Below are 17,094 nucleotides of genomic sequence, written 5' to 3' on the forward strand. Positions count from 1 at the left end.
TGAAGACAACGACACGGGCTCTTACCCTGTGGCAGCGCCTTATTTTTTTTAAACGTCAAAAATACTGATCACCAAACCGAATATTAGCAGGTAAAGCATTGTTATTCTGCATTTATGTATCTATCTTTGCACCTCATTTTCGAATTCGTTATATCATAATTTATTAACATGTACGCAATCGTAGAAATCGCAGGTCAGCAATTTAAGGTTGAAAAGGGTCTCGAAATCTTCACGCATAGGCTTGAAGGTGACGTGAACGCTGCTCTTGTGTTTGACAAAGTCCTTCTCGTTGATAACGAAGGCACGGTACAGGTAGGTCTTCCAACAGTAGCAGGAGCTTCTGTTAAGGCAACTGTCCTTGAACACCTTAAAGGTGAAAAAGTAATCGTCTTCAAGAAAAAGAGACGTAAAGGTTACAAGGTTAAAAATGGCCACCGCCAATACTTGACTAAGATCAGCATCGACGAAATCGTTGCCTAACCATTTTCACTTTTGACAATCCGTCAGGAAAGTCAATGTCAGTTTAATTAAGAAATTATAATTAATAGTTAAGATATCATGGCACATAAGAAAGGTGTAGGTAGCTCAAGAAACGGACGTGAATCAGAAAGCAAACGTCTTGGAGTAAAATTATTCGGTGGTCAGCTTGCCAAAGCAGGTAATATTTTGGTTCGTCAACGCGGAACAAAACACAATCCTGGTAAAAACGTTGGTATCGGCCGTGACCATACTTTATTTGCATTGGTTGAAGGCAATGTAGTATTCCGCAAGACTCGTGAGAACAAGTCTTTTGTACACATTGAACCAATCGCAGTTGCAGCAGCCGCTACGGCAGCATCCACTGCGGCAGAAGCATAGTAAGTCATTGAGATTTTCGTTACAGAGATTTCAGGAACCCGTCAGACAAATCGTCTAACGGGTTTTTTATTGTGTTATAAATGCAGGTTGTTCAAACCAAAAGTCAACTTTGCTTGTTTCACAAAAGAGTAAGTTTTACGCAATCCAACTGATTATCCATTAAGATGCTAACACGTCCCGTTTTTGTATATACAGAATTAAGTCCCAATCCCAATTCAATGAAGTTTGTACTGAACTTCGAATTGGTACCTGATGGCCTTTCATTTGATTATCCGTCGCAGCAAGCGGCTATGGAGGAAGGAAGCGCTTCTCCGCTGGCATCTGATCTTTTCCAGTTTCCGCATGTAAAAAGAGTATTTATCGCCAGCAATTTCATCACGATCACCAAAGATGATGCCATTGCATGGGAGGAGGTTCTGCGTGATACCAAGCAATTTATCAAGATCTATTTTGAAGAAAATCATCCGGTTTTCGAGGAAACCACGATTGAAAAAAATACTGTAATCGTTGATTCAAGAGATTCTGACACCGTTCAAAAAATTAAAGCCGCACTGGACCAGTACGTTCGGCCTGCGGTCGAATCAGATGGTGGTGCTATCAACTTCCATTCTTTCAATGAAGATTCCGGAGTCGTGAAAGTGTTGCTGCAAGGTTCCTGCAGCGGCTGCCCGTCATCTACATTGACATTGAAAGCAGGCATCGAAAACCTCCTGACACGCATGGTACCCGATGTAAAACAGGTAGTAGCAGAAGGAGTCTGACTGACTTATTGATATTTGTGGAAACCCTGTCTGGTAGGCAGGGTTTCTTTTTTTAATGTGTTTTGTTAGTTTCGGAGCATGAAGCAACTGCTGCATCAATTTTTAGATCGGATCGAAGACCTTCAATCAAAAGGTGACCGGTATTTCCCGAAAGGCATATTTCCGGCGCAAAGAGTCAATCCTCTGATTGGCTACAAAAGGCAGGACACTACCGTCTTTTTTTCAGCAATTACTTGCTTCACACTTCAATCCATTAAGAAAAATATTGGCCAAGATCTCGGCGAACAGATTGACAGGATTTGCGCAGATGTTATTGATAACTATCCCGCATTTCAGAATAAGGATGGTCTGAAAACCTACAATTTCTGGAAGACGCGTCCTTCATTACATTTTCCCAATGGTCATCTATTTCGTCATTTTGAACATTTTCGCATACCGGACGATGTCGACGATACCGCTTTCGTGTACCTGACCTCTAACCCTGGCCACGAAGAATTGCTGTGGCTGAAAGACAAGCTTGCATTGCACGCCAACGGTTCGAAACAATGGATCAGAAATACGTATCCCGAATATCAGCCGCTCAGGGCCTACTCCACCTGGTTTGGTAAAAATATGTACATCGAGTTCGATGTAAGTGTGCTGAGCAATCTGATGTACTGCATATTGCATCACAACTTGCCGCTCAATGAACATGACAACGCCAGTTTGACCTATATCAGATCTGTCATTGCAACAGGTCGTTATATGGATGCACCTTTTCGCTGTGCACATCAATACCCCAGAACACCGCTGATCATTTACCATGTTACCAGGCTTATCGCCGCCTTTGACCCTGAGGAATTAAAACCGGTCCGTGACAAACTGATCGCGGATACAGTTCAATTGCTGAGCCGGACCAGTAGTCCAATGGATCGGGTGATTTTAGCAGGTTCCCTGAGCAGGCTTGGGGTTAAAACTGAAAGGATTCCTGTTGAAAATTTTACAGTTCAGGATTTTAAGGGCTTTTATTTTTTTATCGCCGGCCTGCTGACGGCTTATGAAAATCCCCTACTTTACCGTTTGTCTGTCCATCCGCTGTTTCATATGCATTGGGTATGCGAGGCGCATTGCTGGACCTTGCTGGCCGAATATGAGGCGTTATGGCAATCCTCATTGAACAGATAATGTTATATTGACTATTCAAATCCCAGCAGATCAACATGTCTGACTCGACCATATCATTGCGTGTAAGAGAAATTATCAGGGAAAGTGATGATACCAAGACTTTTATTTTTGAAAGAACCGACGGAAACCCTTTTCTCTATAAAGCAGGCCAGTTCCTCACGTTCATTATCCCAATGCACGGGCATGAAGTCCGGCGCTCCTATTCGATGAGCTCGGCCCCAGGTGTGGACGTGTTTCCTGCGATCACCGTCAAGCGCGTTCCAAACGGCGAAATTTCCCGCTTCTGGATCGATACTGTTCGTGAGAACGATACTTTTACAGCATTACCCCCTTCCGGTCGTTTTGTATTGGAAGCAAGCACTGGACAACCAAGGGATATTGTTCTGGTGGGGGCTGGAAGCGGCATTACACCTTTGTTTTCTATTTTAAAGCAGGCGCTTACTCTGGAACAGGAAAACCACGTCACGCTTATTTATGCGAGCAGGAACGTAAGGAACACATTGTTTCACGAGCAAATCATTGCCTGGCAAAAACGTTTTCCCGAAAGGCTGCAGGTGATACACATTCACAGCCAGCCCTCCGACGAATGGAATGGTATCCGCGGCAGGATCAACAATACACGGCTCGAACAACTGGTTAACAAATCGCTGAGATACGACCGGCAACACGCCCGTTTCTTTATTTGCGGGCCGTTTGACCTGATGCGGTCAGCTGAAATCACACTACATTTCATGGGCTTTTCGGATGCTCAAATCCGGAAAGAGAATTTTGTCATCACCGCTCCGCCACCACCTCCACCGATATCCTACCCTCACGAAATCACCCTGCAATACCGCGACAAAACGTACGGATTAATGGTACCTGCGCATACAACCATATTGGATGCCGCGCTAGCGGCAGGCATACAGTTACCATACAGCTGCAAGGGAGGACGTTGCTCCACATGCGCGGGAGTCTGCACAAGCGGGTCGGTACATATGAGCGTGAATGAGGTGCTTACGGACAGGGATTTGCGCGAAGGCTGGATACTCACCTGCTCTGCTTATCCGGACGGCGACAATGTAACAATCCGTGTCGGACAATAAAAAAGCGTACGAAATGTGATTTCGTACGCCGGACGGGATTTAGGATTAGAAAAATTCCGCTAAGAATTTCAGAAAAGGTTAAGGGCTAGGTAATTTCTTGAAATCCAATGTGGATTTGTAAAGAGTTTACTAATGTCTTTGATCTGAAAGGCAAATAATATTTTCTTTCAGATCTTAATTACAAAATTAATTGTAAAATTCGATAATCCTACTAAAATTTGAAAAAGTGTTCGAGCACACACTAGATTATGTACTTCGGGTTCGTACACGTTTTCATCGGCAATAGTCAATTTTGATCAAGTAAAACTAAGCTGTTCTCTGGACAATCTCAAATTTATTATAAAAATAATTTGAAAAATATTGTTCATTATGGTCTGGTTTAACTAAGAGGGCTTATATGTCCCTTGTTCATGATTAGTTATTAGCTTTGCTGGCTTTTTAATCAAAAGTTCTCTGAATCTAAGTTAAGTGTGAAAAAGAAAATAGTCAGAATTAAAGATATTGCGGAAAAGGCCCAAACTTCTAAAGGGACCGTTGACCGTGTTTTGCATAATCGTGGAAGAGTGGCGGATGATGTCCGTGAAAGAATCCTTGCTATTATCAAGGAACTGAATTATGAGCCTAATTTCATTGCTCAGTCACTGAAATCACAGCGGACGTTTAATCTTGCTGTTCTCATGCCGGATCCTGGACTGGATTCTTATTGGGTAGCACCGAAAACGGGCTTTGAAAAGGCCGAAAAGGAACTGCGCCAATACGGGATTTACATTACTCCTTTTATATTTAACCCGCACGAAGAACATTCTTTTATCGCCAAAGCGCAGGAAGTTACCCGCGAACATCCTGATGGACTGCTCATTGCACCAGTCTTCTACAAGCAGGCACTTCCCTTTTTCAAAGAATGGGCCGAGCTAAACATCCCATATGTGCTTTTTAACACCCAAATAGAGCACGTAGCGCCACTATGTTATATCGGACAGGACTCTTACCGGAGCGGCTCGCTTGCGGCCAAGATACTTAGTTTTGGACTGCAATCGTCAGGGAGTGTGCTGGTGGCGCACATTAATGAGGATATTTCGAACTCGGCGCATTTGATCACCAAAGAAAACGGGTTCAGGGATTATTTCGAAAATAGCGAAAGAGGGACTGCATTTAATATCGTCAGCAAGGAAATTAATTATCCCGAGGGCGAAACGATTGACGATCAGCTGGATCAGATACTAGCGGAGTTCAGTGATCTGAGCGCTGTTTATGTGACCAATTCCAGAGCTTTTGAAGTGGCTTCCTATCTTGAAAAAAACAACATAACCCATATTAAACTGGTTGGTTATGACCTACTGGAACCTAACCTGAACTATCTGAATAAGGAGATCATTAGCTTTCTGATCAATCAAAATCCGCTGGGACAAGGATATTGGGGCATTCACCAGCTCGCAAACCATCTTGTTTTCAAGAAAGAGATCCCGCCTATCAAATTCCTTCCGCTGGACATTATTACCAGGGAAAATTTGGATTACTATCTTGATCCACAGAAGTAGCGTTCGGTCGATTAACAGTCAGGTGTGGTCATTTATTGTCAGGTGTGGTCATGATGGTCATTTATTTTTTTTAATACGATGAATGACAATTCATGACCAAAAATGACAATACATGACTATAAGTGACTTTTCGGTACGCCTACAAGTCCCCGAACTGACTGTACATCTCTTTCAGTTTGGGTTCTGTTTCTTTGGCGCGTATATCTTTTCGCAAGGCCGAAACTCCCTGAATATCGGTCAAAAGGCCCAATGCCTGAAATGCGCCGAATCTCACAAAATAGGATGGGCTTTCTCTTGCCAGACCTTCCAGCACCGGTATACTTTTGCGTTGAATATCTTGTTTTGACTTGATAAGGTACTTTCCGAAAACCTGTAAGAAGTTGTATTTCTCTGTCGGTTTCATCGACTTCATTTTTTCCAGAAACCATTCAAAACGTTCCGGCTGGGCAAGTCCTGCGTAGTAGTTACCAACAGAGGTTACAATGGCGTCATTGGGAGAATTTTCAAACTGAGCCGCGATCTCATTGGCATCATTGGGTTGCCCCATCAGGTATTTTTCAATGGCAACCGACACCACCTGGTATGAACTGTCCGTTAATGCTTCTCTAAAAATAGGGTCGCTGTTGTTGTCCCCGAACGAAGCCAGCGTAATGATCGCCTCCGACCTTACCTGCGGATGCGGATCCAGACGCGCGTGGCTCTGGATTATTTTCTCGATATCTGCAAACCCTTCACCAGCATACTCGCCAAAATTACTGATCGCCATTTGTCTCAGTTTCCAGAAAGGATCGTCCATGGCTTTCACCAGTATATTCTTGACCGTACTGTCGGCAAGGCTACCTTCTAACTGCGAAAGAGCCTCGTATTTATGCAGAAAACGGTCCGCATTCAGATACTGAAATTCCATTTCGATCCGGTTCTTCTCATGCTCCACCACGCCAAGTAGTTGCGCATCGGAATCGAAAATAACCAGATCGGGTTTTTTAGCGGCGGGGAATTCCAGGGTTTGGTTTACTTTGTCCACGAGCACTTCATACTGGCTCTTTTTCCCGCTCACCCATACATCGACTTTCAATGGCAGCCGGTATACCGTTGTGGCAGTTGTGTCCTGCGTTTGTTTGATTTTGAGTAAAACCTTCCCCGAAGGCGCAATATACTCTTGCTGAATTTTCAAGGAAGGATGTCCAGGCCGGTGAAACCATTGATCAAAAAACCAGTTAAGATCCTGCCCGGTAATTTTCTCGAAGGCCATTCTCAGGTCATCGATTTCAGCTGTGCCAAAGGCGTGCGTTTTAAGGTAATATTGTAAGGCCGCGAAGAACGCGTCATCTCCTACATAAGACCTTAACATATGAAGGATACGCCCACCTTTTGCGTAAGAATGGCTATCGAACATATTCTCGCGGTCCTTGTAAAAATAGCGGATCATCGGAACCTGCTTGGTTTCAGACTCTGCCAGATATTGCTTCATTTCCTGCAAATTACCCCAGTCAGCCTCGTACTTTCCGTCATTGTACTCGCTCCACAGATATTCCGAATAATTGGCAAATGACTCATTCAATGGCAGCTGGCCCCATTCTTCGGCGGTAACATAGTCGCCAAACCAATGATGCGCCAACTCATGCGCAATCACCGCATCGGAGTTCCCGTCGACCAGCGATCTCGTGTCATTCTGCACTCCCTCCTCATGTACAGTAGCGGTCGTGTTTTCCATGGCTCCCGCTACAAAATCCCTTACAACGATCTGTGCGTACTTTTCCCAGGGAAACTCCATTCCGAAAATGTTAGAAAAGAAACCTATCATTTCCGGCGTCCTTCCAAAAATCGCGTGCGCATCCACTCCGTACTTCGGCTCGACGTAGTAACTCAATTCGAGACCATTGGGCATCATATCCTTGGCCACAGCAAAATCACCAACCGCCAGCATCGCCAGGTAGGGCGCGTGGGGAAGCGATTGTTTCCAATGGTCAATGCGAGTGCCTTTTTTACCCTCCTCCTGCCCTACCAGCAGTCCGTTTGACAATGTCTTGTAGGTACTGTCGACAGTAATGTAAAAGTCCTGTGTAAATTTCTGGTTAGGTGCATCAATGGTCGGGAACCAGCATGAACTACCCTCCGTTTCGCCTTGTGTCCAGATCTGCCGAGGCTTTCCCTCATCCATTCCATCGGCATTGATAAAGTATAGTCCCTTGTCCGACTGGCTGTCGTCCGGCTTGTCGCGAGATACATTATTGGGGCGAGCGACGTAGTCGATCTTGATAAAAAGCGTGTCTTTTCTCGAATAGTTCTGTCCAAGTTTTACAATGAGCTTACGCTTGTCATAAGTGTATTCCAGTTTTTTCTTAACCTTACCTGTGATTTCCTCTGTCGTCAGAACACCGTAATCTCTAACTGTATCAAGCAATGCCACACCTTTGATCTCGAACCCTTTTGCATCGAGTTCCAACGTATTCTGCGGATAAAAATGAGATTTGAATTTCAGGACAGCGGAAGCGGGTACCTGCTGTTTTACCCAGTCAAACTGTACATCAAGACGGGTATAGAGAATGTCACTTTTCTTGGTCCTTTCGGGTCTGTACGGTCCCTTTGGGGTGACGGTCCCGGGGTTTCTGCGAAACAATGTATCTGCCTTGGCACCATTTACTGATGCATAGGACTGTAAAGGTAAAAGTAGTGTAACTCCAAAAAATGTAAAGATCAATCGGTTCAAAAAACGTTTTTTTGTGTTACCGGTCATATCTGCTTTCAGATTGAATGCTAGGAAGTAAATCAAAGTAATTGAGTTGGTATAGCGTTATTTTCGTCTCTTAAATCATGTTAAACACGTAGTATCTGCCCCGCCTGTGCTGCCCTTCTCGCCGGCACGTACGATACAACCATAGTAATGATAACGACGATAATGCCTGTAAAAAGTATGTCCCCCCATATTAATTTAACGGGATAATCCTCGACGAGGGACGTTGTCATACCCATAGAAACAAGGCCATATGTCATTTGCAGCCAGCATATCAGAATACCTCCGCCCAAGCCAACTATAGCGCCTGAAAGCGCCACAATCGCCCCCTCAGCCAAAAATATCCGCCGGATCAACGCTGGTGTCGCGCCCAATGCATAAAGCATCTCAACATCCTTTTTCTTTTCAATCGCCAGCATACTCAGCGAAAAGAAGATGTTGGTGGCTGCTACTAAAATAATCAAAGATAAGGTCACTGCGACAAATAGTTTTTCAAACCGGATGGCACGTAAAAGGTCAGCATTGAGCGAATCCCTGTCTTTCACTACGAATTGCTCCCCCAGTTTTTTCGCCAATGCCTTACTGACCTGCTGTTCGTCAAAGCCGGGGCCGATCCTGATTTCCAATGCAGAACGATCTCCCTGGTATTGCATCAGCGACGCTACCTGTGCCAGCGGGGCGATCACGTAGTCGTCATAACGGGGCTCTATAAAAAATATTCCTCCCGGCCTGAGCGACACCTGGTTGAATGCTTCTGAGGAGGTCAGGTTCAGCGTTTTGCTCCCCGTTTTTGGATATAGCAATTCCAGCGGCGTAATAATGTCTTCCAAGGATATCGACAAGGCATTTCTAACGCCTTCCGCAATCACCGCATATGGCGTGCCGCCGTTACCATGAAGTTTCAATGAACCTTCAATGAGCGCCGTATCCAGCTGGCCCTGTTGCTCGAAGGTATTATCAACCCCTTTCAGTCGTACGATCGTTTGCTGGCTTCCGTATCTTGCCAAGGCATTATCCTCAATGACTTCCGTTATCAGCTTCACGCCGTCGGTAGATCTGATCTGTCCGAGAAGCGATTCCGTAACCTTAAATCTTTTACCTTCGGCAGGCGATATTTTTACGTCAGCGTCAAACGTTTTGAAAATCCTGCGGTTCAGGTCCTCCATACCGTTAAAAACCGATAGTACCACCACCATTGCCATCGTTCCTACGGCCACACCCGCCATAGCGATGCGGGCGATGATGCTGATGAAACTGCGCTTATTACGTGAAAAAAAGTAGCGTACGGCGATCCGGTAAGAGAGGTGCATGAGCGAACGTGCTTGAATCAGTTATTCTCGTCTTCCTCGTCCGGCTGAGCTGGCGGAATAACCAGGTCTGAAAACAACAGATCCATTTTAGCCGCATACTCTGCGGTATCATCGATATAAAATTGCAGGTGAGGCACAATGCGCAACTGATGACGCACCCTTTCCGCTAGCTTTTGACGTATGAAACGCGTATTGTCCTTAATGGTTTCCAGTAAAAACCCTTTATTCTTGTCCGGTAAAAAACTCAGATATGCTCTTGCGATGCTAAGATCCGGTGTAACGCGAACGGCAGTGATGGTAACAAATGATCCGCTGGTTAAATGCTGTGCATCTTTCTGAAAAATCTCTCCCAGGTCCTTTTGTATCTGCCGCCCTACTTTTTGTTGTCTTTTCGATTCCATATTATTGATCATTATCCGGAGGGACCCGTTGCTATCTTGTTTCGGCCTGTCCCGCCACGCAAGTTAGGATTATGTAAACTTACATTTCCTAAGTCATTCTCCCACTCCTTTAAATAAGTACAAATATCCATACTTATTTTGTTTTTGTAGAATTCGGAGTTGTAATTTCGTGAAAGTTATTCCCACAAGATACATAATCCACATACTTCTTGCTTAGTTTTTTTCGCGTCAACGCACGGTATCAGACCATCAGTTTAGTAGTATTTTTCCTGCTGCTGCGGCTGCCGTTTTTCCTGGGTGGTGCGCCGCTGCTTATCCCTGAGCTAAGCTGGATGCTGGTGGGTGAGCAGATGGGCCGCGGCTTTATGCTGTACCGCGATGTTTGGGATAATGTCAGCCCGTTTTCGGGACTTACCTACTGGCTCATCGATAGCATTTTCGGTCGGACACAATGGGTTTACCAGCTTGCTGCAATGGCCGTGTCCATTATTCAGCTGCTTTATTTCAACTACGTTATCCATTCCCGGGAGGTTTTTCCCGAGAGGACTTTCCTGCCCGGTGCATTGTATGCATTGTTTCTGAATATATCATTTGACATGGGCACATTGTCGCCTATGCTGCTTGCCAGCACCTTTCTATTATTTGCATTTGGTTCAATGGTGAAAATACTGGTCAGGCGGGAAGTCACCACGCAGGTTTTTGAAATGGGCCTTTACATTGGTATTGCCACGCTTTTTTATCTGCCAGCCTCATTATTCATGATCTGGGCATTTCTCGCCTTGCTGTTTTACACAGGTTCCACATTCCGTCACCATTTGCTGGGCTTATTTGGTTCGATCTTCCCGCTGCTCATGGTCGTACTTTTCTTTTATCTCAATAATGGTATAGAAAGCCTGAACAGGAACCTGCTGACTTCCGTGTTTCAGGTAAAACAATATAACCTCAATGATTTTTCGTCCCTATTGGCCTCATTACTACTCCCGCTCGGGTTTGGGATCATGGGTTTCATGCGGATTTTCACTACGCTCCGTTTTGTCAATTACCAGACCAGGATTCAGCAGGTAATGGCGCTTTGGTTCATTGTAGCTGTGTTTACAATCCCGCTGATGCAGTTTCTGGCACCGATGCAGTTTGTGATTTTTGTACCTCCGGCTGCATTCTTCGCGACGCATTATTTTCAAAGTTTCAAAAAGAACAGCTGGGCTGATGAGCTGCAATTTACATTGATGGGCGCGGTGATTTTATTGATCCAATATCAGGGATTGAGAGGGATTATTCCAGGAATATCAATGGGCAAACTGGAAAACCTGCGAGCCAAACCAGCAGCACTTCCGGAGCACATCCGCAACAAGCGGTTACTCGTGCTCGGCCAGCATTCAGGAGAGTATATCAACAATTTTACTGCCACGCCCTACCTCAACTGGGAACTGGCGAGTTACGATTTACGCAACCTGGATAACTTTGACAGCATTATTCACGTGTATGACAATTTCAGAAAAGATCCGCCTGAATTTGTTGTAGATAAGGTAAATATAATGCCGAAACTCCTCAACAGGGTTCCGGCATTGAAAAAACAATATGAGCTAAGCCCGTGGAAAGGTATTTACCAGCGGATCGATTAGCAGGAGATTTTGTCGACACGCGTCTGATGCCTGCCACCCTCAAATTCTGTACTTAAAAAAGCGCCCACAGCCGCCAGCGCCGTTTCCAGCTCGATAAAACGTACCGGCAGACAGATCACATTCGCGTCATTATGTTGGCGCGCGAGAGATGCCAAAGGCAGGTCCCAAACCAATGCGGCACGGATTCCCTGATGCTTATTGGCCGTAATGCAAACACCCTGCCCGCTTCCGCAAAGCAACACGCCTTTTTCGAATTCCTTATTTTCAACACCGCTCGCTACCGGATGCGCAAAGTCAGCATAATCGGCTGAGTCGGCACTGTACGTCCCAAAATCCTTTACTTCAAACCCGTTCGCTGTTAGCCAGTTGATAACCGGTTCTTTATAGGGAAACCCTGCGTGGTCAGAGCCAATAGCAATTTTTCTCATTACTTTTTTGTTAATTGTAATCTGCCGTTGTCTGAAATAGCAGCAGATAAAGTTAAAAGTTTCTATTTTTAATGATACTGGTACAAAGTTACTATTATCTGATTCAACAACTAAATTGAATTCCTAAATATGAGTGAAGAAGTAAAACCAACAAATGCTGAGTTGATTGATGTGTCCCTCCTGAATCCGGCGGTTCCCGAAGATGAAAAACGGATTAAAGAAGCATTTGAAGACAGAAACTGGAATGAGATAAAGAGTGCCGACTCCTGGGTCATATTTAAAGTAATGGCCGAATTCGTAGAAGGATTCGACAAACTCGCCAAAATCGGCCCCTGCGTTTCCCTGTTCGGCTCCGCCAGGACGACTCCTGACAATCCGCATTATAAAACCGCGGAAGAAATTGCCGCCAAACTCGTAAGGCATGGATACGGCGTCATCACAGGTGGTGGCCCGGGTATTATGGAGGCCGGCAACAAGGGTGCATTCGAGCAGGGCGGAAAGTCCGTGGGGCTCAACATCAAGCTGCCGTTTGAGCAGCACAGCAACATTTACATTGATCACGATAAGAGCATCAACTTTGATTTTTTCTTCGTGAGAAAGGTCATGTTTGTAAAATACTCACAGGGATTTGTGGTAATGCCCGGTGGTTTTGGAACACTGGATGAGCTTTTCGAAGCAATGACATTGATCCAGACAAAAAAAATCGGTCGCTTCCCCATTGTGCTAGTTGGCAGCAGCTACTGGTTAGGGTTACTCGACTGGATCAAGAGTACCATGCTGATTGAGCAGAACATTAATCCTGAAGACCTCAAACTGATCAGCGTGGTCGATACACCGGACGAGGCTGTGAAGGTCATTGACAACTTCTATTCGAAGTATTTGCTGAAACCGAATTTCTAGGTAAAAGTGGAGCCATACTTGTATCAAAACGACAAGTACGGCTCTAACTTTTTGATCGTAGCGTCATCTGCTACTCTTACTTTTTTCAAATCGTCAATGGTTTGGAATGCCCCGTGCTGATTCCGGTAGTTGATGATGATCGTTGCTATCTTTTTGTTTCTCAAATAGCTGTGTGCCGTCAATTCTTCCAGGGTAGCAGTGTTGACATTCAACTTCTTGACTCCGCTAGTCACTTTTGCGTAGCGGTTCAGTTCGGACAATGCAACGGAATCGAGGCCAAAGATTTCGGTGTACTGCGCTGTTGAATGAAACCCTCCTAATGCGTCGCGGAATTTGAGAATGCGCAACGAAAGCTTGGTACCAATGCCCCGAAGCCGCACTAGCTGGGTAGTGTCGGCAGTATTAATATCAAATGCAACCAAAGCCGGTTTCACAGGTTTGGAATAAGTCTCCCTGGCCGGATAAGATCTTTCTACCCGCTGAATTGATGGATTTCCAGCGTCTTCCGGGCGTTTTGCCGAAGGGCTCGTCAGTACAATGTGCGGTTCAAGCCTTTGATAAATGGCGGAAGGAAAATCGTAAATGTTCAACAGATCTTCCTTTTTTCGAAATCTCCCACCTTTGCTACGAAACTTGTCGATCCTTTTTGCAAGGAACGCGGGAATACCTAACTCCTCCATTTGATCCACCGACACCTGATTAGGGTCAAAGTCAAACAACCTGACAGGCCGGGCAACTTTCGGTTTATACTTTTGGGGATAGAACTTCTGTTTTTTGAATTTCTGCTGATTTTCTTTTTCCAGTAAATTTGCGAGACTATCCAGCATTTTCATTGAAGGAGGTTCCGATCGTAATGGCATTAGAGGCAATACCCATCTCCTGAAAATGAATGGCGTCCACACCATCAAAAAACATAACAAAATAAGTACCAGGGCTCCCCTGGCCTCTTTTCTCGATATCCCAAAGTAGTCCTGTAACTGCTGGACAATTTTTCTGTACATGCGCCGGATTGAAAACATTTCTCCTTTTGACGCAAGTGTTGCTCTTTGGTTTCGGTTTTGGACAAAAAAAGAAGGCGGACAACAGAAGCACCAGCTCCGTTCCCGCCCTCTCCGGCATTCATATTGGTTCTATTGGTTCACATAAACACTTCCGCTGCTTGCCGAAAGTGTTACAGGAACGCCGCCACCATTCATTTTACCACGTACAAAGTCCTTTTCAGCTTCTCCGTCGAAGTTTTTAAGCGGGATAGACACCCTGTTCCCTTTCAGGTTCAGGTCTACGCCTTTGTCCAGCGGCATCGTTACCCGCACGCTGCCCGCCGAGCTCGAAAGCTCCACGTACTTGCCCAGGCTTTTCAGCTCTACTTCAATACTTCCGGCACTTGTGTTGGCTTTCAGGCTTCCCGAAACATTGGCCAACCGCACCGATCCACCCGATGTACCCGCATTCAAGGCTCCTCTGATGTTGTCACCCCTAACGCTTCCACCGCTTGTATGCGCCTCAATTTCACCATCCAGGCTATTCAGCTCAATGCTGCCGCCCGAAGTTTTCAGTTCAATTTTGCCTTTCAATGCCTCGGCTTTAATGCTGCCGCCGCTGGTGTGAAGATTGATATCGTTCCTGCAATTGGTAACATTGATGCTTCCCCCCGAAGTACGTCCCTGGATCATACCGTCCAGATCATCGATTTTCAGGCTTCCTCCGCTGGTAGTGAAGTTTTGCTCACCTGTCAGCGATGCGATTTTGATACTACCGCCACTCGTTTTCAGGTTAGTAGCCACATTTCTTGGTGTAAATACTTTGAAACCAATGGAAACATTCTTGTCGTTGTTCCATTTGACATTGTTTTTTCTCTTCGCAGTCGCCACAACCCTATCTCCCTCAGTACCGATCAGAATGTCGTAATCTTCCAGTCTGTCTTCGACTTCTTCTTTGGAAAGTTCCTTTTTGCCATTCCAGTTGTTGTTAGGCCTCACATACATTTCCACTTTGAAACCACCACTTTGGCCGCCGGTCACGGAGATCGAGCCACCGGAAGTTTCAACTGTTAGTTCTTTCAAAGAAGCAGACGTGAAATTTTTGGTAACATAAGGTTTGTCCTCATCTGACTGTGCGCTACACGCCACACTGGCGAAAAGGGTACACATTATCAGAAGTAGTTGTTTCTTTTTCATGATTCGTCGATTTGTTTGGATAATGATGTAGAAATCCGGGGAGAAGTTGCACCAGACTTTTCAAAATTCTCGGTAGCGTTCCAAAAAAGTACACCTGCGACAGATGTGCAGGTGCAGGCGATTATTGATGAAGCTGAGTTGATCCTTATTATTCAGAAAAAGAAGCCAGAAGCATTCTTAATCTGGGAGTTTTATTTTTTATGTATTTCAATGATTTTGACTTCGTTGTAGGTCGCTTTGGTACCCCAGCCGCATTGAACCGTTCCCTTATTGCCGGTATAGCTGTATTTCAAATGCACGTCCGTAAAGCTGTAACTGCTTTCTTGTTTTCCCAAAACGGCATCGATCTTTAATTTGGATGCTTCATTTGGAATAAAGTAATAGGAAGTGTCTTTGCTAACGACTGCAAAATGCCAGGCACATCCGTCCGCCGCCAGCATATTAGTCCAGGTAGCATCCGTTTCAAGGACCTCCTCGTCCAATACTTTACTTTCGTCATGGCAGCCGATCCAGGCTAGCAAGCCAAATAAAACAATCAAAATTTTCATATTTCAATTTCTTTTAGGTTAATACAAAGATGCATCTTGTCCTAAAATGGTTGGAACGTTTAGCAGGTTTTTGCCTCTTTCAGGAACCCTGCAAACCATTTCCCCGAATCTTTCACAACTCTTTCCTGACTTTTAAAATCTACAAACACCAGGCCAAACCGTGCTGAATAACCCTCTGCCCATTCAAAATTATCCATCAATGTCCAGGCAAAGTATCCTTTCACATTCACGCCGTCCTGTTTCGCTTTGAGAATAGCTGCCAGGTAACTTTGGAAAAAAACTACTCTTTTGGTATCTGAAACATCGTTTTCGAAAAAAACATCTTCAAATGCAGCCCCGTTTTCCGACACAATGATCTCTTTGATCCCCTTGTATTTTTCAAATTGTTTCAGGATCTGATACATCCCATCAGGATTGACTTCCCAGCCCATCGCCGTAGTAGGAACGTTACGCAACTTGGCAGGGACTTCTTTCAGCCAAACTACGGGTGCGAGGTATGAATGCTTGACGACCACACTGAAATAATTCTGCAGACCAATAAAATCGAAGTCGAATTTCAGCTTTTCTGCATCTCCTTCGAGCATATAGGCGTTGATGTTTTTCAAAAAAGGAAAAGCATCTGAGGGGTATCCCAACCCGAGCGCAGGTTCAATAAAAAGCCGGTTCATCAGCGCATCCGCACGTTTTGCCGCGCTCACGTCCCGCGCGCTCTCGCTGAAAGCGTGTACATAGGAACAGGAAATCGCGGTACCAATGTAAGAGTTGGCAACATTGTCCCTAATGATCCGGCCACCCTCAGCCTGGCAAAGGGCAAGGTGATGCACCACCGGTAAAAAATTCCATATCCCTTTTTTACCCGGCGCGTGCAGGCCCGTCGTGTAGCCTAGCCCGGCCACAGCCATTGGCTCATTGAGCACGATCCAGGAGCGCACCCGGTCGCCAAATGCCGTCGTACATATCCTGGTATAGTCGGCAAACCATTCTACTACTTTTCTGTTTTTCCAGCCGCCCAAAACTTCCAGCGCCTGAGGCAAATCCCAATGATACAATGTAATCCATGGCTCAATATCCAGCGATAAACATTTATCAATGAGCTTGTTGTAAAAATCAATGCCTTTTTGATTTACCTTCCCGAAACCATCAGGGAGAATGCGCGACCAGGAAATCGAAAACCGGAATTGTTTAAAACCCAACGACTGAACAAGTTCCAGATCCTCTTCATAGCGATGGTAAAAGTCACAGGCGAGTGTTGCCTGATCCCTGTTTTTGATTTTGCCGCTCTGCCTAGCAAACACATCCCAGTTGCAATCAGCCCTACCATCCTCATTCACAGCGCCTTCTATCTGGTAAGCGGCAGTAGCAACTCCCCAGCGGAAGTCACTTCCAAAATCCTCCTTTGAAATGATCGACTCGGTGTCAATCTGATCTGTCCCGGCACTTGCAGGCTGGGTAGCAATGCTTTCTATCTCTGTCAAAACGCTTAATTTGATCTTTCCCGCAGAAAGTTATGAACATATTAGCAAAGAAAAACCCTTCTCCTGCAATTATGCAGAGGAAGGGTTTTAAAA

The 17,094-nt window shown here is 45.2% G+C and carries 16 protein-coding genes; 8 read left to right on the forward strand and 8 right to left on the reverse strand.

The genetic code is table 11. The annotated features are described in order from the left end of the window. Positions 1–168 precede the first annotated feature (168 nt). The 6 genes from rplU to ON006_RS19180 all read left to right on the forward strand — a co-directional run bounded on the left by rplU (position 169) and on the right by ON006_RS19180 (position 5,406). Positions 169–480 carry a 50S ribosomal protein L21 gene (gene rplU, locus ON006_RS19155; protein ID WP_244820980.1) on the forward strand — a complete coding sequence of 104 codons (312 nt, stop codon included), beginning with the start codon at positions 169–171 and terminating at the stop codon, positions 478–480. A 78-nt stretch (positions 481–558) separates the two neighbouring features. Continuing rightward, a complete protein-coding gene (gene rpmA / locus ON006_RS19160; protein ID WP_244820981.1) occupies positions 559–858 on the forward strand; it encodes a 50S ribosomal protein L27 in 300 nt (99 codons plus the stop codon). Between the two features lie 164 nt (positions 859–1,022). Continuing rightward, positions 1,023–1,619: a NifU family protein gene (locus tag ON006_RS19165; RefSeq protein WP_255772903.1), complete on the forward strand. Its 597-nt coding sequence runs from the start codon at positions 1,023–1,025 to the stop codon at positions 1,617–1,619. Positions 1,620–1,697: 78 nt separating this feature from the next. Then, positions 1,698–2,783: a hypothetical protein gene (locus ON006_RS19170; protein WP_244820983.1), complete on the forward strand. Its 1,086-nt coding sequence runs from the start codon at positions 1,698–1,700 to the stop codon at positions 2,781–2,783. A 35-nt stretch (positions 2,784–2,818) separates the two neighbouring features. After that, positions 2,819–3,868 (forward strand): ferredoxin--NADP reductase, encoded by a 1,050-nt coding sequence (locus ON006_RS19175; protein WP_244820984.1) that lies wholly within the window; start codon positions 2,819–2,821, stop codon positions 3,866–3,868. 470 nt (positions 3,869–4,338) lie between these two features. Then, positions 4,339–5,406, forward strand: coding sequence for a LacI family DNA-binding transcriptional regulator (locus ON006_RS19180; protein WP_244820985.1), 1,068 nt, complete (start codon positions 4,339–4,341; stop codon positions 5,404–5,406). Positions 5,407–5,545: 139 nt separating this feature from the next. Here ON006_RS19180 and ON006_RS19185 read toward each other — a convergent pair whose 3' ends face one another. From ON006_RS19185 to rbfA, 3 genes are all read right to left on the reverse strand, one after another. Next, positions 5,546–8,143: a M1 family metallopeptidase gene (locus ON006_RS19185; protein ID WP_244820986.1), complete on the reverse strand. Its 2,598-nt coding sequence runs from the start codon at positions 8,141–8,143 to the stop codon at positions 5,546–5,548. Positions 8,144–8,223: 80 nt separating this feature from the next. Beyond that, on the reverse strand, positions 8,224–9,450 hold the full coding sequence (locus tag ON006_RS19190) for an ABC transporter permease (protein WP_244820987.1): 1,227 nt from the start codon (positions 9,448–9,450) through the stop codon (positions 8,224–8,226). A 17-nt stretch (positions 9,451–9,467) separates the two neighbouring features. Next, complete coding sequence (rbfA, locus tag ON006_RS19195) at positions 9,468–9,851, reverse strand: 30S ribosome-binding factor RbfA (protein ID WP_244820988.1); 384 nt, start codon at positions 9,849–9,851, stop codon at positions 9,468–9,470. Between the two features lie 209 nt (positions 9,852–10,060). Here rbfA and ON006_RS19200 point away from each other — a divergent pair, with 209 nt between their 5' ends. Further along, positions 10,061–11,473, forward strand: coding sequence for a hypothetical protein (locus tag ON006_RS19200; RefSeq protein ID WP_244820989.1), 1,413 nt, complete (start codon positions 10,061–10,063; stop codon positions 11,471–11,473). Here the strand turns inward: ON006_RS19200 and rpiB are convergent. Then, positions 11,470–11,901 carry a ribose 5-phosphate isomerase B gene (gene rpiB / locus ON006_RS19205; RefSeq protein WP_244820990.1) on the reverse strand — a complete coding sequence of 144 codons (432 nt, stop codon included), beginning with the start codon at positions 11,899–11,901 and terminating at the stop codon, positions 11,470–11,472. The genes ON006_RS19200 and rpiB overlap by 4 nt on opposite strands. Before the next feature lie 129 nt (positions 11,902–12,030). Between rpiB and ON006_RS19210 the strand changes: the two genes are divergently transcribed. After that, positions 12,031–12,801 carry an LOG family protein gene (locus tag ON006_RS19210; protein ID WP_244820991.1) on the forward strand — a complete coding sequence of 257 codons (771 nt, stop codon included), beginning with the start codon at positions 12,031–12,033 and terminating at the stop codon, positions 12,799–12,801. A gap of 23 nt (positions 12,802–12,824) precedes the next feature. Here ON006_RS19210 and ON006_RS19215 read toward each other — a convergent pair whose 3' ends face one another. The 4 genes from ON006_RS19215 to ON006_RS19230 all read right to left on the reverse strand — a co-directional run bounded on the left by ON006_RS19215 (position 12,825) and on the right by ON006_RS19230 (position 17,001). Further along, the gene (locus tag ON006_RS19215; protein WP_244820992.1) at positions 12,825–13,802 is read right to left on the reverse strand and encodes a ComEA family DNA-binding protein; all 978 of its coding nucleotides are present in this window, start codon (positions 13,800–13,802) and stop codon (positions 12,825–12,827) included. A 129-nt stretch (positions 13,803–13,931) separates the two neighbouring features. Further along, positions 13,932–14,978, reverse strand: a complete 1,047-nt coding sequence (locus ON006_RS19220) for a DUF4097 family beta strand repeat-containing protein (RefSeq protein ID WP_244820993.1) — start codon at positions 14,976–14,978, stop codon at positions 13,932–13,934. Between the two features lie 191 nt (positions 14,979–15,169). Then, complete coding sequence (locus tag ON006_RS19225) at positions 15,170–15,526, reverse strand: hypothetical protein (RefSeq protein ID WP_244820994.1); 357 nt, start codon at positions 15,524–15,526, stop codon at positions 15,170–15,172. A 59-nt stretch (positions 15,527–15,585) separates the two neighbouring features. Then, on the reverse strand, positions 15,586–17,001 hold the full coding sequence (locus ON006_RS19230) for a GH1 family beta-glucosidase (protein ID WP_244820995.1): 1,416 nt from the start codon (positions 16,999–17,001) through the stop codon (positions 15,586–15,588). Positions 17,002–17,094: the final 93 nt, after the last annotated feature.

This window comes from Dyadobacter pollutisoli, assembly GCF_026625565.1.
Lineage (GTDB): Bacteria > Bacteroidota > Bacteroidia > Cytophagales > Spirosomataceae > Dyadobacter > Dyadobacter pollutisoli.

What these genes read in the sequence shown, in the direction of transcription:
- rplU (WP_244820980.1), top strand. Translation starts at nt 169, where the DNA reads ATGTACGCAATCGTAGAAATCGCAGGTCAGCAATTTAAGGTTGAAAAG.
- ON006_RS19220 (WP_244820993.1), bottom strand. Translation starts at nt 14,978, where the DNA reads ATGAAAAAGAAACAACTACTTCTGATAATGTGTACCCTTTTCGCCAGT.
- rbfA (WP_244820988.1), bottom strand. Translation starts at nt 9,851, where the DNA reads ATGGAATCGAAAAGACAACAAAAAGTAGGGCGGCAGATACAAAAGGAC.
- rpiB (WP_244820990.1), bottom strand. Translation starts at nt 11,901, where the DNA reads ATGAGAAAAATTGCTATTGGCTCTGACCACGCAGGGTTTCCCTATAAA.
- ON006_RS19170 (WP_244820983.1), top strand. Translation starts at nt 1,698, where the DNA reads ATGAAGCAACTGCTGCATCAATTTTTAGATCGGATCGAAGACCTTCAA.
- ON006_RS19175 (WP_244820984.1), top strand. Translation starts at nt 2,819, where the DNA reads ATGTCTGACTCGACCATATCATTGCGTGTAAGAGAAATTATCAGGGAA.
- ON006_RS19215 (WP_244820992.1), bottom strand. Translation starts at nt 13,802, where the DNA reads ATGTACAGAAAAATTGTCCAGCAGTTACAGGACTACTTTGGGATATCG.
- ON006_RS19185 (WP_244820986.1), bottom strand. Translation starts at nt 8,143, where the DNA reads ATGACCGGTAACACAAAAAAACGTTTTTTGAACCGATTGATCTTTACA.
- ON006_RS19225 (WP_244820994.1), bottom strand. Translation starts at nt 15,526, where the DNA reads ATGAAAATTTTGATTGTTTTATTTGGCTTGCTAGCCTGGATCGGCTGC.
- rpmA (WP_244820981.1), top strand. Translation starts at nt 559, where the DNA reads ATGGCACATAAGAAAGGTGTAGGTAGCTCAAGAAACGGACGTGAATCA.
- ON006_RS19165 (WP_255772903.1), top strand. Translation starts at nt 1,023, where the DNA reads ATGCTAACACGTCCCGTTTTTGTATATACAGAATTAAGTCCCAATCCC.
- ON006_RS19190 (WP_244820987.1), bottom strand. Translation starts at nt 9,450, where the DNA reads ATGCACCTCTCTTACCGGATCGCCGTACGCTACTTTTTTTCACGTAAT.
- ON006_RS19210 (WP_244820991.1), top strand. Translation starts at nt 12,031, where the DNA reads ATGAGTGAAGAAGTAAAACCAACAAATGCTGAGTTGATTGATGTGTCC.